This window comes from Sporosarcina aquimarina (assembly GCF_019748715.1).
Lineage (GTDB): Bacteria > Bacillota > Bacilli > Bacillales_A > Planococcaceae > Sporosarcina > Sporosarcina newyorkensis.
Window position 1 is genome coordinate 12835 of the sequence record NZ_JACLBZ010000022.1, and the last position, 15695, is coordinate 28529.

General features: G+C 41.7%; 13 protein-coding genes. 4 read left to right on the plus strand and 9 right to left on the minus strand.

The window, feature by feature from the left end; translation table 11 throughout:
- Window position 1 precedes the first annotated feature (1 nt).
- From H7J92_RS11155 to cyoE, 4 genes are all read right to left on the minus strand, one after another.
- Window positions 2-628: a cytochrome (ubi)quinol oxidase subunit III gene (locus H7J92_RS11155; RefSeq protein WP_009765632.1), complete on the minus strand. Its 627-nt coding sequence runs from the start codon at window positions 626-628 to the stop codon at window positions 2-4.
- Window positions 628-2505, minus strand: a complete 1878-nt coding sequence (locus H7J92_RS11160) for a cytochrome c oxidase subunit I (RefSeq protein WP_078817834.1) — start codon at window positions 2503-2505, stop codon at window positions 628-630. The genes H7J92_RS11155 and H7J92_RS11160 overlap by 1 nt, the downstream gene beginning before the upstream one ends.
- A 33-nt stretch (window positions 2506-2538) precedes the next feature.
- Window positions 2539-3606, minus strand: coding sequence for a cytochrome c oxidase subunit II (coxB, locus tag H7J92_RS11165; protein ID WP_078817835.1), 1068 nt, complete (start codon window positions 3604-3606; stop codon window positions 2539-2541).
- A 102-nt stretch (window positions 3607-3708) separates the two neighbouring features.
- The gene (cyoE, locus tag H7J92_RS11170) at window positions 3709-4626 is read right to left on the minus strand and encodes a heme o synthase (protein WP_078817836.1); all 918 of its coding nucleotides are present in this window, start codon (window positions 4624-4626) and stop codon (window positions 3709-3711) included.
- Between the two features lie 410 nt (window positions 4627-5036).
- Here cyoE and H7J92_RS11175 point away from each other — a divergent pair, with 410 nt between their 5' ends.
- Complete coding sequence (locus tag H7J92_RS11175) at window positions 5037-5945, plus strand: COX15/CtaA family protein (RefSeq protein ID WP_040758288.1); 909 nt, start codon at window positions 5037-5039, stop codon at window positions 5943-5945.
- Window positions 5946-6065: 120 nt separating this feature from the next.
- Here H7J92_RS11175 and pyc read toward each other — a convergent pair whose 3' ends face one another.
- The 3 genes from pyc to H7J92_RS11190 all read right to left on the minus strand — a co-directional run bounded on the left by pyc (window position 6066) and on the right by H7J92_RS11190 (window position 11039).
- A complete protein-coding gene (pyc, locus tag H7J92_RS11180; protein WP_078817837.1) occupies window positions 6066-9512 on the minus strand; it encodes a pyruvate carboxylase in 3447 nt (1148 codons plus the stop codon).
- 14 nt (window positions 9513-9526) lie between these two features.
- Complete coding sequence (locus tag H7J92_RS11185; RefSeq protein WP_009765638.1) at window positions 9527-10693, minus strand: FtsW/RodA/SpoVE family cell cycle protein; 1167 nt, start codon at window positions 10691-10693, stop codon at window positions 9527-9529.
- Window positions 10694-10757: 64 nt separating this feature from the next.
- Window positions 10758-11039 (minus strand): Fpa/YlaN family protein, encoded by a 282-nt coding sequence (locus tag H7J92_RS11190; protein WP_040758289.1) that lies wholly within the window; start codon window positions 11037-11039, stop codon window positions 10758-10760.
- 351 nt (window positions 11040-11390) lie between these two features.
- Here H7J92_RS11190 and H7J92_RS11195 point away from each other — a divergent pair, with 351 nt between their 5' ends.
- Together H7J92_RS11195 and H7J92_RS11200 are read left to right on the plus strand one after the other, a co-directional pair.
- The gene (locus H7J92_RS11195) at window positions 11391-11891 is read left to right on the plus strand and encodes a hypothetical protein (RefSeq protein WP_040758291.1); all 501 of its coding nucleotides are present in this window, start codon (window positions 11391-11393) and stop codon (window positions 11889-11891) included.
- A 13-nt stretch (window positions 11892-11904) separates the two neighbouring features.
- Window positions 11905-12108: a YlaI family protein gene (locus tag H7J92_RS11200; RefSeq protein WP_078817839.1), complete on the plus strand. Its 204-nt coding sequence runs from the start codon at window positions 11905-11907 to the stop codon at window positions 12106-12108.
- 868 nt (window positions 12109-12976) lie between these two features.
- On the opposite strand, the gene H7J92_RS11205 is transcribed toward H7J92_RS11200, so the two are convergent.
- Together H7J92_RS11205 and typA are read right to left on the minus strand one after the other, a co-directional pair.
- Complete coding sequence (locus H7J92_RS11205) at window positions 12977-13312, minus strand: YlaH-like family protein (protein WP_245799498.1); 336 nt, start codon at window positions 13310-13312, stop codon at window positions 12977-12979.
- Window positions 13313-13336: 24 nt separating this feature from the next.
- Complete coding sequence (typA, locus tag H7J92_RS11210) at window positions 13337-15178, minus strand: translational GTPase TypA (protein WP_009765644.1); 1842 nt, start codon at window positions 15176-15178, stop codon at window positions 13337-13339.
- A gap of 311 nt (window positions 15179-15489) precedes the next feature.
- On the opposite strand from typA, the gene H7J92_RS11215 reads away from it, so the two are divergent.
- Complete coding sequence (locus tag H7J92_RS11215; RefSeq protein WP_009765645.1) at window positions 15490-15675, plus strand: YlaF family protein; 186 nt, start codon at window positions 15490-15492, stop codon at window positions 15673-15675.
- The last annotated feature ends 20 nt before the right edge of the window (window positions 15676-15695 follow it).

The window sequence follows — 15695 nt, forward strand, 5'->3', positions numbered from 1 at the left end:
CTTAACCAATCACTCCCATCAAGTAGACTACAGTGAAGATGAATACCCAAACTACGTCAATGAAGTGCCAGTATAGTGAGAATGTATAATACTTAGTTGCGTTATACAAATTCAGTCCTCGTTTGGAGTTACGGAAAATTAATAATGTAACCCAAACCAAACCAATTGCTACGTGAAAACCGTGTGTACCTACTAGTGTAAAGAAAGAGGAACTGAACGCACTATTATTAAACGTAAAGCCTTCTTGAACATAGTGAGAGAACTCATAGACTTCTAGCATCAAGAATCCAAGTCCTAAAAATGCAGTAAGGGCTAACCATAATTGCATCTTTTTGAAATTGAAACTCTTCAAATGATACATCGCATAAACACTTGTCAATGAAGATGTCAGAAGCAACATCGTCATAACAAATACTAATGGCAATGTGTACAGCTCTTGCGTAGTAAAACCAAAGCCGCTTGGCCCTTTATTTTTCAGCGCCATATACGTTGCAAACAAAGTAGCGAATAGAATTGTCTCTCCGCCAAGGAAAAGCCAAAAACCAACGAACTTGTTTTTTGCTTCCAGGGTAGCCTTCTCAGGATGAGCCGGCCATGTTTCAGGGGTGAATTTCTTGTTCAAATCCATTAGTTACGCCCCCCTTTTTCATTCTTCATATCTTCAAGGATTTGCTCTTTTGTTACATAGAATCCAAGATCATCTTTCAATGAACGTGCAGCCATCATAACAAATGTAAACGCTAGACCAAATATCAATACAGGAAGTCCCCAAGAAGTCTCTTGGTGGAACATCGCACCAAATCCTGCGATGAACAATCCTAATGTCATCAATAATGGAATGATTGAACCATTCGGCATATGAATATCCGTAACAGGTTCAGCCGGCGTAATCATTTCTTTACTGCCGTCCATCTTCTCAACCCATAATGTGTCCAAACCACGAATCAATGGAGTTTGAGCAAAGTTATAGAACACTGGAGGTGAAGGGATCGCCCACTCAAGTGTACGTCCATCGCCCCATGGATCATTTCCGACACGCTCGTTCTTAATAGTTGTCATAACGATATTGATGACCATTACAGTGAAACCAATCGCCATCAAGAGCGCACCGATCGTACTGATCATGTTCGCCATATTCCAGCCCTGTCCGTCCATAAATGTCCAAACACGACGTGGCATTCCCCAGAAACCTAACCAGTGTTGAATTAGGAATGTCATGTGGAAGCCGATAAAGAAGAATACAAACGTTATTTTTCCTAAGCCTTCATGCAACATCGTACCGAACATTTTCGGCCACCAGTAGTGAAGTGCCGCGAAAATTGCTAATACAACCCCACCAACGATAACGTAGTGGAAGTGAGCTACGATAAAGTACGTATCGTGCAATTGATAGTCAAGTGGTGCAGCACCTTGCATAACTCCAGTAACCCCACCCATTACGAATGAAGGGATAAATCCTAGAGCATACAACATTGGCGTTGTAACTTTAATGCTACCGCCCCAAATTGTGAGCAACCAGTTAAAGATCTTAACACCTGTCGGTACAGCAATCGCCATAGTTGCAACTGCGAAAATCGCGTTTGCTGTCGGTCCTAGACCAACTGTAAACATATGGTGAGCCCATACCATGAATCCTAAGAAACCGATTAATACTGTAGCGAATACCATCGCTGTATAACCAAAGAGACGTTTACGTGAGAATGTCGCAAAGATCTCAGAGAAAATACCGAATGCAGGCAAGATCAAGATATATACTTCAGGGTGACCGAATATCCAGAAAATATGCTCCCAAATAATCGTGTTACCACCCATTGTATGATCAAAGAAGTTACCACTGAACATACGGTCAAACGTCAAGAAGAACAATCCAATTGTTAATGGAGGGAAAGCGAATAAAATCATCGCTGATGCAACAAACGTAGTCCATGTAAACAATGGCATACGCATGTACGTCATCCCTGGTGCACGCATGTTGATAATTGTAACAAGGAAGTTAATCCCTGCCATTAATGTACCACCACCTGCGATTTGTAACCCAATTGCATAGAAATCAATGCCATGACCCGGTGAGTGAAGTGATAAGGACGCATACGATGTCCAACCAGCATCTGGAACTTCACCGAAAAGCCATGAAATGTTTAGGAATAATCCACCAAAGGCGAACATCCAAAAGCCTAATGAGTTGATGAATGGGAACGCTACGTCACGTGCCCCGATTTGAAGCGGAACAATGGCGTTCATAAAACCAAATAAAATCGGCATCGCTGCCAAGAATATCATGGTTGTTCCGTGCATTGTAATTAAGTCATTAAAAAGCCCTGCACTTACGAGATCGTTGTTTGGCGTCATCAATTGAAGACGAATGATCATCGCTTCTATACCACCAAGGACGAAGAAGAATAATCCCCCAAGGAGATAAAGAATTCCAATCTTCTTATGGTCGACTGTCGTCAGCCAATCCCAAAGTGTTGCGCCAAAGCCTCTTTTTTGAGCAACTGAACTCACTGTGTTACCTCCTATTCAATTTCCGTTTGAAAATTATTTTTCGACTTTTAAGCCCATTAAGTAATCCGCCAATGCATCTAGCTCCGCGTCAGAAATCTGATCTTCGCTAAATGAAGGCATTATATTGCCTGGTTTATGTTTCTGTGTATCACGAATCCAGTCTTTCAGATTCTCTTCATCGTGCTCTAGGAAACCAGCTACTCGGTTACGATCTCCAAATGTAGCTAAGTTCGGACCTTGGGCACCCGATTCCCCTACTCCTGAAACTGCGTGACATCCGATACAGCTTTGTGCGAATACTTCTTCACCATCAGCATTAGCAACGACAGGCTCATCAGCTGTTTTTTGCATTGAAGCAACCCAGTCATCAAACTGGTCTCTCGGTAAAGTTTTCACCTTGAAGTCCATCAAAGCATGCGAAGGTCCGCAAAGCTCCGCACATTTTCCGTAGAAAACGCCATCCTTCAAGCCTTCAGATTCTTTTTCGAATGATAGATAAAATTTATTCACGTTCTCAACGTTCGTATCTAGTTTACCTCCTACTGAAGGTATCCAGAATGAGTGCTTTACATCTGCAGCAATCAAGTTGAAATAAACTTTTTCGTGTGTAGGCACGACTAGCTCCTGAGCTGTAACAATTCCTAAGTCAGGATACTCGAACTCCCACCAATACAATTTCGCTGTAACATCTACAACTAGATTTTCAGCATTTCCATCTTCATCGACCGCTTCCATTGCTTTTACGTCACCAAGTTTGTACGTGTAGTAAACCGTTGGGACTGCAAGGATCAGAACCAATAGAATTGGAATGAATGTCCACACCATTTCTAGTGTATGACTCCCTTCCACTTGCTCAGGCATATGATCTTCACCCAATTTGGAACGTCTGAAGCGTACTAGTGCAATTAAAAAGATTGCTACTACTACGATAATGACTAGTAACATGATTCCTGAAGCTAACAGCAACAAGTTGAACTGATCTTTAGCGACTTGCCCAGCCGGTTGGAAAGTTGAGATTTCTTCTTGTCCACAACCTGCTAAGAACACTGCGAAAACCGCTAATAAAGAAAAGAGACGCCACTTTTTGAGTCCTTTAATCATCGCTAACTAATACCTCTCTTTCTAAAAAAATGTTTTTCTACTTATTGGAGGACTTGAGCCTCTCTATGATGAATTCCTGTTTTAAAGAAAGAATTCCGTATTTCAGATGAATAGTGAGAAAATAATCATGGATACAAACAAAATAGTCATGTAGTTCAATGAATACACAAACATAGATGTTGCCCATTTCAAATCTTCTTTTGCTTTAAATCCTTTAATAGCTAAATAAAGCCATCCAACATTCAACAAAGTTGCAAATACCACAAACCCCGTGCCGAGTCCTTGAAGTAAGAAAGGCAGTGGAAAAAGCAATAATACCCACATAAGCATGGATTTCTTGGTCCGTTCAAACCCTTTTACTACAGGTAGCATAGGAATGTTCGCTGCACGATATTCCTCAGTTCTGCGCATAGCCAACGCATAAAAATGGGGTGGCTGCCATATGAACATGATCAGGAACAATGCCCAGGCTCCCATCGGCAGTGTAGGATCGACCGCTGCCCATCCAATAAGGGGTGGAATTGCACCCGATAAACTTCCCACAACCGTATTGCTGACATGCTGACGTTTTGACCACATGGAATATAGAACGACGTAAGCTAATACGCCAGCGATTCCAAGCCAACCAGCCATCCCGGAAGCAGAGAACAATAGAACTTCTCCAGCTACTAGAAAAACAATCGCCAATGTCAATACAGCAGGCGTTTTAAATCTTCCAGTTACTGTCGGTCTAGACTTCGTTCTCGACATGATTGGATCAATATCCCGGTCAATCAAATTATTCAGAGCTCCAGAAGCTGCAATGATTAACCCAGTACCCAAAATTGCAAATACCAATAGATCGATGTTATGGAGAAAACTCTTCCCAGTGAATTGAAATGCCAAAAATAGACCGGTGAACGTAGTAATCAAATTTGAATTGACGATACCTATTTTGATAAGCGCCAAAAAGTCTTTCCATAATGTAATTGTCTCCACTTTGGGATTTGCAACCGTCGAAAGCGTTCGACCGTTTGACATAATAACCCTCCTTTCAAAGTTTTCAGCAAAGACCCTAACACTTACTATATCGAAATTCGTCGAAAATTTCTAGACCATTTCGCAATTTATAGCTGTTTAGTGCAACCTAAGCGTCTTTGTCCTTCACCTACTATATAGTAAAGCATTTCTACAGGGCATTTGTGAAGTTAAAGAGGCTTTTTTATGAACAATTTGTGAAAAGCCTTTCACCTTGCTGGTTTATTGACCTACGGCATTGTGTTTCATTGTTTTTTTAGATATCATAGTTTGGAACGTGTGCCCGAAACACAAGTTATTTCTATACTTTTGCGAAGTCATATACTTTACTAAGTTTTTTGCGTTTTTGGGCAAAACATCATTTAGATTGGCCTGATGCAAATGGTCAAATCATAGAAGAAGGTGTCTCATACTTGCAATACAATCGATTTTTAAAATGGTTCGGAGTCGCTTCAACAATTGGCATGCTTGCAATCTTGCTCGGAGGAGCGCTCGTTACAAAAACAGACAGCGGGATGGGTTGCGGCAGACACTGGCCCGGCTGTAACGGCCAGTTGATTCCGGATGAAATTACTGCTGAAGTACTCATTGAGTTTTCCCACCGTCTTGTAACAGGCGGCGTAGGAATTTTCATTGTAGTCTTGGCGGTATGGTCATGGAAATCTCTTGGTCATATACGTGAAACAAAATTTTTAGCCTTCATGGCCGTATTCTTTTTAATACTCCAAGCATTAATTGGAGCAGCTCAAGTTTTATGGGGTCAAGGTGATTTTATTCTTGCCTTGCACTTCGGGATTTCCCTTATTTCATTCGCAGCTGTCTTTTTGTTGACATTACTGATTTTCGAGGTCGACCAAAAATTTGACGCAGATAAAATCAGGATAGGTTCCTCATTACGATTTCATACAATCGGAGTAACCATTTATTCTTATTTCGTTATTTATACAGGGGCGCTCGTTCGTCACACCAATTCCGGTCTCGTCTGTTCGGATTGGCCGCTTTGTCGAAATAACGAATTCAGCCTACCTCTTAATATGTATGAATGGGTTCAAATGGGACACCGTTTGGCTGCGGCTCTCATTGTTGTGTGGATCGGTTTTATCGCGATTAAGGCTATTAAGCACTATAGCGATCAGCGCGTGATTTATTGGGGCTGGATTTCTGCATTTGCCTTAGTACTCGCACAAGCGACAACAGGGATGATCGTTGTTTTAACGAAATTAAACCTTTACATTGCCTTGTTGCATTCGCTTTTCATCACATTATTATTTGGTTTATTGACGTATTTAGTGCTCCTTGTTTCAAGAAGTCGTTCGAAGTAATCAATTAAACTTCACTATAAAGCGTACAAAAGTTGTTTAAACAGCTCTGTACGCTTTTTCATATGGATGTTTGACCATAGAACAGCTCCTGCAGCCACATAAGGCTGTAGGAGCTGTTTCTTAGTGTTCTATTTCAATTAGTAAGTCACCAGTCGAGATAGAGTCTCCTGGACCAGCGTAAATTGCTTTCACGACGCCATCAAATGGAGCTTGGATCGTTGTTTCCATCTTCATCGCTTCTGTAATCAGCAAATGTTCTCCACGTTTCACCTTAGCGCCTAATGACACAGCTACTTGAAGTACAGTTCCTGGCATTGTAGCCGCGATATGAGTCTCATTTGAAGGGTCTGCTTTTTGTTTCTTCACGTCCTTTGTCTCGATTTGGAAATCTTGAATGACGACCTCACGCGACTGACCATTCAACTCAAAGTAAAGTACTCGAGTTCCATTTGGCTGCGGCTCTCCAATCGATACAAGCTTAACAATCAAAGTCTTGCCGATTTCAATCTCAATCTCGATCTCCTCGCCTAAACGAAGACCATATAAGAATTCAGGCGTATTAATTACCGAAACATCGCCGAATTGTTTTCTCGTTTCGATAAATTCCTCAAACACTTTCGGATACAAGACGTAAGCTAGCGCATCATGCATCGTAGCAGGCTTCTCCATCTTTTCCGTCAGTTCGCTCAATACTTCTTCAAAATTAACAGGTTCTAACAGCTCACCAGGACGAACTGTAATCGCTTCTCGGCCCTTTAATATTACCTCTTGCAACTCTTTCGGGAAGCCGCCATAAGGTTGTCCGATCGAGCCTTCAAAGAATTCAATAACCGATTCCGGGAAATCAATTGACTGACCTTTAGAAATGACTGAGTGTTCATTCAAGTCGTTTTGAACCATGAAAAGTGCCATATCCCCTACTACCTTAGAAGATGGAGTTACCTTCACAATATCTCCGAACAGGAAGTTTACACGAGAATACATTTTCTTTACTTCTTCCCAGCGCTCACCAAGACCGACCGCTTTCGCTTGTTGCTGCAAGTTGGAATACTGGCCTCCCGGCATTTCATGAACATAGATTTCGGAGTGCGGGCTATTCATACCACTCTCAAATGGCTTGTAATACTTTCTTACGTCTTCCCAATAGTGAGAAAGTTTTTCTAAGGACTCTGTTTCCGCACGAACTTTCCTCTGGTTATCCTGCAGTGCATATGCCAGTGAGTTAGCAGAAGGCTGAGATGTCATGCCAGACATTGCGCCGATTGCCGTGTCAACGATATCCACACCTGCTTCAATCGCTTTGGCATACATATAAATTCCGTTTCCGCTTGTATCATGTGTATGCAAATGAATTGGAAGATCAGTAGTAGCTTTCAATTCGGATACTAGTCGATAGGCAGCTTCAGGCTTTAATAACCCCGCCATATCTTTAATTGCCAACATGTGAGCACCGACTGCTTCTAATTCTTTCGCCATTTCTTTGTAGTAATTGACCGTGTACTTGGCACGATTATCATCGAGAATATCACCTGTATAGCAAATTGCTGCTTCTGCAATTTTGCCTGACGCGCGCGTCTGATCTATGGCAACTTCCATTCCTTTGATCCAGTTCAAGCTATCGAATATTCTGAACACGTCAATTCCAGATGCCGCAGATTCCTTAATGAACTCCCGTATGACATTATCCGGATAATTCGTGTAACCGACTGCATTCGCACCTCTAAAGAGCATTTGGAACAATACGTTCGGAATTTGCTCACGAAGTCTTTCCAAACGATCCCACGGGCTTTCCTTCAAGAAACGATAAGCAACATCAAATGTGGCGCCTCCCCACATTTCAAAGGAAAATAAATCTGGCAGTAGATGCGCACTTTCCGTAGCGATTTTAGTCAATTCTGATGTTCTCATGCGTGTTGCTAACAAAGACTGATGTGCATCTCTGAAAGTCGTGTCCGTCAGTAACACATCTTCTTGCTTGCGAATCCAGTCGACCAACCCATCCGGACCTTGCTCGTCCAATATTTGCTTTGTCCCCTTCGGCAGCGGAGCATTCTTGTCAATCTCAGGAATCCTCACCGGGTGCAAAACAGGTCGTGTCGGGTCATCAATGCCTGGGAATCCATTAATGGTAACGTTTCCAAGATAGGATAGCATTTTCGTACCGCGGTCTTGTCTGTTATCAAAGACAAATAGCTCGGGTGTTTCATCAATAAAGCTCGTATTGTATTCGCCAGATAAAAAGTCTTCATGGCATACTACATTTTCAAGGAATGGAATATTAGTTTTAATCCCTCTAATTCTGAATTCCTTCAAATTTCTGAGCATTTTGCTTGCAGCATCGCCAAATGTCGGTCCCCACGTAGAAACTTTGACTAGCAATGAATCGTAGTATGGACTGATGACAGAGCCTTGATATGCGTTTCCTGTATCTAACCGAACCCCAAATCCGCCTCCGGAACGATACACGCTCATCTTTCCAGTGTCCGGCATGAAATCGTTTAGCGGATCTTCCGTCGTTACACGAGACTGAATCGCATAACCGAACAATGGAATGTCTTGTTGTTCAGGAATATTTACTTTGCCAGAATGAAGTTCTTCGCCCCCTGCAATATGAATTTGCGATTGGACAATGTCGATACCTGTAATCATTTCAGTTATAGTATGTTCCACTTGAATACGCGGATTGACTTCTATGAAATAAAATTCGTTGTCTGCTACTAAAAACTCAACGGTTCCAGCGTTTATATAGCCTACATTTTTAGCCAACTTGACAGCAGCTTCACAAATAGATTCTCTTAATTCATTTGTTAAAGAGATGGAAGGTGCAATTTCTACTACTTTCTGATGACGTCGCTGGATCGAACAATCACGCTCATACAGATGGACAATCTCCCCATATGTATCACCAAGTATTTGCACTTCGATATGTTTTGGCTGGTTAATATACTTTTCTACATATACTTCATCCGAACCAAAAGCTGATTTCGCTTCAGATTTCGCACGATTATACGCTTCTTGTACTTCATCTGCAGATTCCACGATACGCATGCCACGTCCGCCTCCGCCTAATGAAGCCTTTATAATAATTGGGTATTTATGCTGCGCACCGAAAGCCTCTACTTCCTCGACAGAAGTTACCGGTCCGTCCGTTCCTGGAATGACTGGAATTTCCGCTGCAATTGCTTGCTCGCGCGCCTTCACTTTATCTCCGAACATCTCCAAGTGTTTAGATGTTGGCCCGATAAAAATGATACCTTCCTCTTCCAACCGAGCCGCAAATTCTGCATTCTCTGCTAGGAATCCATAACCCGGGTGAATCGCATCGACATTTGCTTTCTTTGCAATGTCTATAATCCCTTCAATGTCCAGATAGGCATCGATCGGTTTTTTTCCTTCACCTACTAAAAACGATTGGTCGGATTTATATCGATGTAAAGATGCACGATCTTCTGCTGAATAAATACCAACTGTAGCAATACCTAATTCTGTACATGCTCGAAACACTCGGATCGCAATTTCCCCGCGGTTTGCGACCAGCACTTTCTTAATCTCTCTTCTCTCCACCAACAACACAATCCTCTCTACTTCGATTTCTCATACTTCACAAACATAGATACATTCATCAGTATACCAAGCGCAATCGACAAGAAGACAACAGACGTACCGCCATAGCTAATAAACGGCAGCGTGACACCTGTTAATGGAATTAATCCTGTTAAACCACCTAAGTTTACTAGTGTCTGAATGGAAATCAGACTACCGACACCGGCTGCCAACATTCTTGCATGTGCATCTTTCGTGCGCAAGGCGACAATAAACGCCCTCGATACAATGAAAAGCAAACCTCCTAGAACAGCCGTCGTACCCAACAAACCAGTTTCCTCGGAGATTACTGCCATTATGACATCTGTATGAGGTTCAGGTAAATAACCAAGTTTTTGTATAGAGTTTCCAAGCCCCACCCCTTTCAAGCCACCGGCACCTATTGCAATATAACCGTTGACAATTTGTAAACCCGACCCTTGAATATATTCAAACGGATCGGTGAATGCAAGAAAACGTCCGATACGGGAACCCGTCATGACGTCATCCCACTTTATCCATAAAAGGAGGCTCAACGCAACCCCTAATACAGCAAAAAACTTACTAATTTTCAAATAATTCCTCATATTCATTCCACTTGCTGCAATTACTGACACCGCAACAAGGAACAAAATCATAGTCGCTCCAAAGTCAGGCTCCAGGATGACTAGAACAAGTGAAGCGGTCAATACGGAGAATGTCGGAATGATGGTAGTCTTAATTTCATCAAGCGTACCTGCATAATATTTATTCGCAAATACACCTGAGAAATAAATGATAAATGCAATTTTAGCTACTTCTGTCGGCTGAAGATTTCCTAATCCCGGAATTGCTATCCAACTTTTCGCGCCTACCGTATCTCCGAAACCAATCATCTTGACAAGAATTAATAGAGCAAACATTACTCCAACTGTGAGATACAAGAATTTTTTATTTCGATAATGTCTGTAAGGTATGATGGCTGTTATAAGAAATGCAGGTATAGCAATAATCAGATTTATTAACTGCTTTCGATAAAAATGAGTTGGTTCAAAATTATAAATATTTACTGACCATACCATACTAGCGCTGTAAATCATAATTAATCCGAATAAACAGAGCATCAAATAGACTGCAAATAGCGGATAATCAAAGTTTCGTAGAATTCGGTTTACATAAGTCTTCATGTACTAGCTACCTCATCGTCCTAAATAAAAAACTCAAACCGTATGAGAAGTTTGAGTCTTTCATTTATTTTTTTGTATACAGTTCGTGCAAGACGTTCAACTCTTTTTCCAACAACGCGAGGATCTCACGGCCTTTTTCTTGCTCAACCAGACCGAGTTTTACAGCAAAATCAATTTCACGAGATAGCCCGTACATTTGCGTATCGAGCACTTCCTCGTAAAGCGGGCATTGCGGCATAGTTAAGTTGTCCATCTGAACCTTTATCAACTTAGCAATCTTCTCCGCATCTATATGCAGCTGCTTCATCGCTTTTTCTTTGTAAGTATCTTGAACTTCTATATCCATGGAGACGCCCCCATTATTCATTATTCCCGCAAGGTGTTGGTGTCTAAATTGTATCTTTTGCAATTAAAAATTGCAAGTATTACCCGATGAAAATATATAACCAAAATGAATTCCTTTTCACTTCTATGATGAAAAGGTATACTTAAAATAGTTTATTTGAATTCAGCAGAAAGCTTCCACTTCTAAAGGCAGTGAGAGAAATGCAATTTTGTTACTGTTCAGATGGTGTTCAAACGCTTGTTGAATTCAGATAAAGCTTCCGGCGAATGTCACAGAGATTTAGAGCAAGCTCGAAAAATCCGGATATAATTCTGCCGTGGCATAATGGATAATGATTGAGGGGGAAGAATTTTGGAATCAATTGTACCAATTAGAGGTAATGTGAAGCACGCTATCACATTGGACCCTACAGTTTGGATATTTGACGATCGGCGTATAGATCTAGATATTTTCTTTACAGAGGATTTTGTTGAAAGAGATGAAATGGAAGAGTATAAAGAAAAAATGGGCAAGCACTGGTCAAGAGAAATCATGGAAGGTGCTACATATCCGCCAACTTTAAAAAGTGAAAAAAGATATGAAAAAGATAAAATGTTGACAGGCAGCTTCGCTATGGTTCTAGAGCCTTTCATTCACAATGCAGTGCCGAATGCTAGCGCATCAACGTTTTCACTCATTACAAAAGACAATGAAAAATACACGTATCCACTTTCCGATGCTGCAAATATTCTTTTTAAATTCAGTCATGAAGGCAAACCTCTGAGAGAAGACGGGCCTGTACATGTACTATTTAAGGACGGCTCGAATCAACACTCCCCGATCCGTCATGTTCAAGCAATCGAAGTGGATTGAAGGAGATGACCGCATGCGTGTCAAATGCGTCCTATGCGACCAAATCGACCAGTTAGCAGATGATGATCCTCATGCTAAAAAGCTGCGAAATCGGCCCATTCACACATATATGTGTCCCACATGCAAGCTGCGAATCAGCGAATTAACCGAGTCGAGAATAGCAACAGGCAACTTCGTTTTCCATCGAAGTTCACACTTAACTGAAAAAGATTTTTGATTTTTAAAGCAAAAAACTCCGTTGTCATCACACAACGGAGTTTTTTGCTTTATAGATATTTTAAGTGCTGAGCAGTGGAGTTTAAAATCAATAAAAGAAAGCTGGGATTGCGGTTCAGGATTTGCGCTCCAAATGGAGACATTTTCCGTAGGGGGTGGCTAGAGCTAATCGAACAGCGAAGGGTCCGATTTGTAAAATTACTGTGTTTCTTTGCAGAATTTTTACAGCACATACTCCTAACGCTTTGCTCAGTCCAAGGCCACAAGAAGAACGCTGATCCTCCCGAAGTCGCCCCATCTTCCGCTCCAATCCTTACTTCGAATGTAGAAGCATATAGCAATCTCACTGGATTTTTTCTTAAAATCTAAGAAGAATAGCCTTACTCAGATTATAAAACGGGCATCTTTCCTTGATTATGTTCAAAGACATTAAGCGAAATGTGCCGCTAACACTTTGCTTTTGCTCCAATTTAGATAGTTAGCCCGGATACGTATTGAATTCTTCGTTTACAGCAAGTGTTTGCTTGCTCGTAATGAAAAGCCTTTAAGTCCCGAGATATTCTTCCTTGTTTTATAGCTTTCTTAGCGCGAAGATACACTCAATAACTTCAGTTAAATACGCAGTTGATCGGAGTGCAGGGTGGCGAAAGGCAAAGATATGCTCTCAACGCTAAGCTTTTGTTCGCAAAAGCAGTTCCACGTTACGGCTATTCCTGTGGGGGACAGCGCGACAGGTGAGAACCCGCAGAAGCGACGAGGAGGCTCACCGAGCGCCCCACGGAAAGCGTCGAAAGCGTCCACCCGGAACGCAATTCAACGGTGCCGTACCCTCTGTCGAATTCTTCTATTCACATAAAAAGACTCCGTTGTCATTGCACAACGGAGTCTTTTTTATGTTCATTTAAACGACGAACACGGTAAATAATAAGAATGGCAGCGGCTACGATCAATCCTTCTACGATTGGAAGGAAGAAGGCCAAGAAAGTCAAAACCAAGCACCCTATAAACAAAAATGCATAGATTACGACATTCTGCCAAAAATTGATTTTTTTCGCAAATCCAAGCTTATAAACAATAGCAGACATGATGAAAACGAGGGCGAACAGAATATAGCCCGCGATGTCGAAATTAGGAGCTAGTTCATAGACCATCCGTGCGATTCCCGACATCCGATTGTAGACCATTTCCGAATCCTCTACTCTCATTCCATACATTCCCTTCTATCTATATTATTCCCCAAGTTTTTTCCTTTTATTTGCGCGATCACGTTCACTCTTGTCGAGAATTTTCTTTCGTAAACGAATCGTTTGTGGGGTAATTTCACAATACTCGTCGTCCCCAATATACTGAAGAGCTTCTTCTAGTGACATAATACGCGGTTTTTTCGTCGTAACCGTTTGATCTTTCGTAGCAGAACGGACATTAGTCGCGTGCTTAACTTTTGTTAAGTTAATCGTCAAATCGCTGTCACGATTGCTCTCGCCCACTACCATACCTGCATAGATTTCAGCACCTGTTTCAACAAACATTGTACCACGGTCTTCTAGTTGCATAACTCCGTAGCCCGTCACAGTTCCATTTTCCATAGAAACTAGAACTCCGTGTCTTCTTCCACCAATTTTACCTGAAGTGACCGGTTTATAGCTATCAAATGTATGGTTTAAGATACCATAACCACGAGTCAATGTAAGGAATTCAGTTGTGTAACCGATCAACCCACGCGCAGGCACTAGGAAAATTAGACGAACTTGTCCATTCCCATTATTGATCATATCCAACATTTCACCTTTTCGCTCACCGATCGACTCGATGATCGAACCCGTATGATCTTCTGGAACGTCGATCTGAACACGCTCAAAAGGCTCGGAACGCACACCGTCAATCTCACGGATAATGACTTGCGGCTTCGATACTTGCAATTCATATCCTTCACGACGCATATTTTCAATTAGGATGGATAAATGAAGCTCACCGCGTCCTGAAACGATCCACTCGTCCGGGGAATCAGTAGGATCTACACGTAATGAAACGTCCGTCTCCAATTGTTGATCCAAACGCTCTTGAATCTTCCGGGCTGTAACCCATTTACCTTCCCGACCTGCGAATGGACTGTTGTTCACTAAAAATCTCATTTGAAGCGTCGGCTCATCAATATGAAGTTCTGGTAGAGCTTCCTGATGATCCGTCGGACATACAGTCTCTCCGACATCAATATTGCCCATTCCTGAAACCGCCACGAGATCTCCCGCAAAAGCTTCCTCAACTTCCACTCTCTTTAGACCCATGAATCCATATAATTTAGTCACGCGTAGATTTTTCACAGACCCGTCACGTTTCAATACGGAGACTTGCTCGCCTACTTTCATCGTTCCACGGAAAATTCGTCCGATTCCGATACGGCCAACATAATCATTATAGTCCAATAGAGACACTTGGAACTGTAAAGGCTCATCACGATTATCGATCGGCGCCGGGATATGTTCCAAAATCGCATCATATAGAACACGCAAAGTATCTTCCTGTGTTGCTGGATCCGGCGAAAGACTCGCAGTACCATTAAAGCCTGATGCATACACTACAGGGAATTCTAATTGCTCATCGTTCGCATCCAGCTCAATGAATAATTCCAGTACTTCATCAACCACTTCTTCAGGTCTTGCGAATTCACGGTCAATTTTATTTACTACAACGATTGGTTTCAAGTTCGTTTCCAATGCTTTCTTCAAAACGAAGCGAGTTTGAGGCATACACCCTTCAAACGAGTCGACAACTAGGATTACGCCGTCTACCATTCGTAAAATTCTTTCCACTTCTCCACCAAAGTCCGCGTGACCTGGTGTATCCATGATGTTAATTTTCGTATCTTTATATTCAATAGCTGTGTTTTTAGCTAATATCGTAATTCCGCGTTCACGTTCCAATTCATTAGAATCCATCGCCCGGTCGTCTACATGCTCATTTGATCGGAAAATACCTGACTGTTTTAACAACTGGTCAACTAATGTAGTTTTACCATGGTCAACGTGGGCTATAATTGCAATATTTCTAAGATCTGCTCGTTCGTTTGTCATTTTTTCACTCCGTTTATCTTTTTTCAGATGTTCAACTGTGTTATTATAGCACAAGATAGTTCATTTCAATAATATTTAATTTTATCTTTTTTCAGCAGAAGACTTCCACCTCTATAGGTGGTTGGGATGATTGCAGTTTTATTTCCTGTTCAGCGGGTGCTCAAATGCTTGCTGAACAAAGAGATAGCCTCCGGCGGATGTCACATATTTTGATGGTGTTAAAGGTTAACTGCCTGCGTCACGCAGGTCTAAGCACAATTCAAAATCTGGACACAATTACACCGAGGCGTAATTGATAAGGAGGGATTTTCTTGAAAGATATTAAGTGGATTTTTGTTCTTTATTCACTTGGGGCCGTTTTATCTATGTCTGCGATCGGCATTGGGATAGGCATGCGGAGCATTTTTGTCGTCGTTCTTGCCATCGTCGCCCTTATTCTAATCATGGGGAATGGCTTTAAAACAAAAGCTCGTATGCGCGAACAAGGTACATTGTAACTATATTTTACATACAGGTA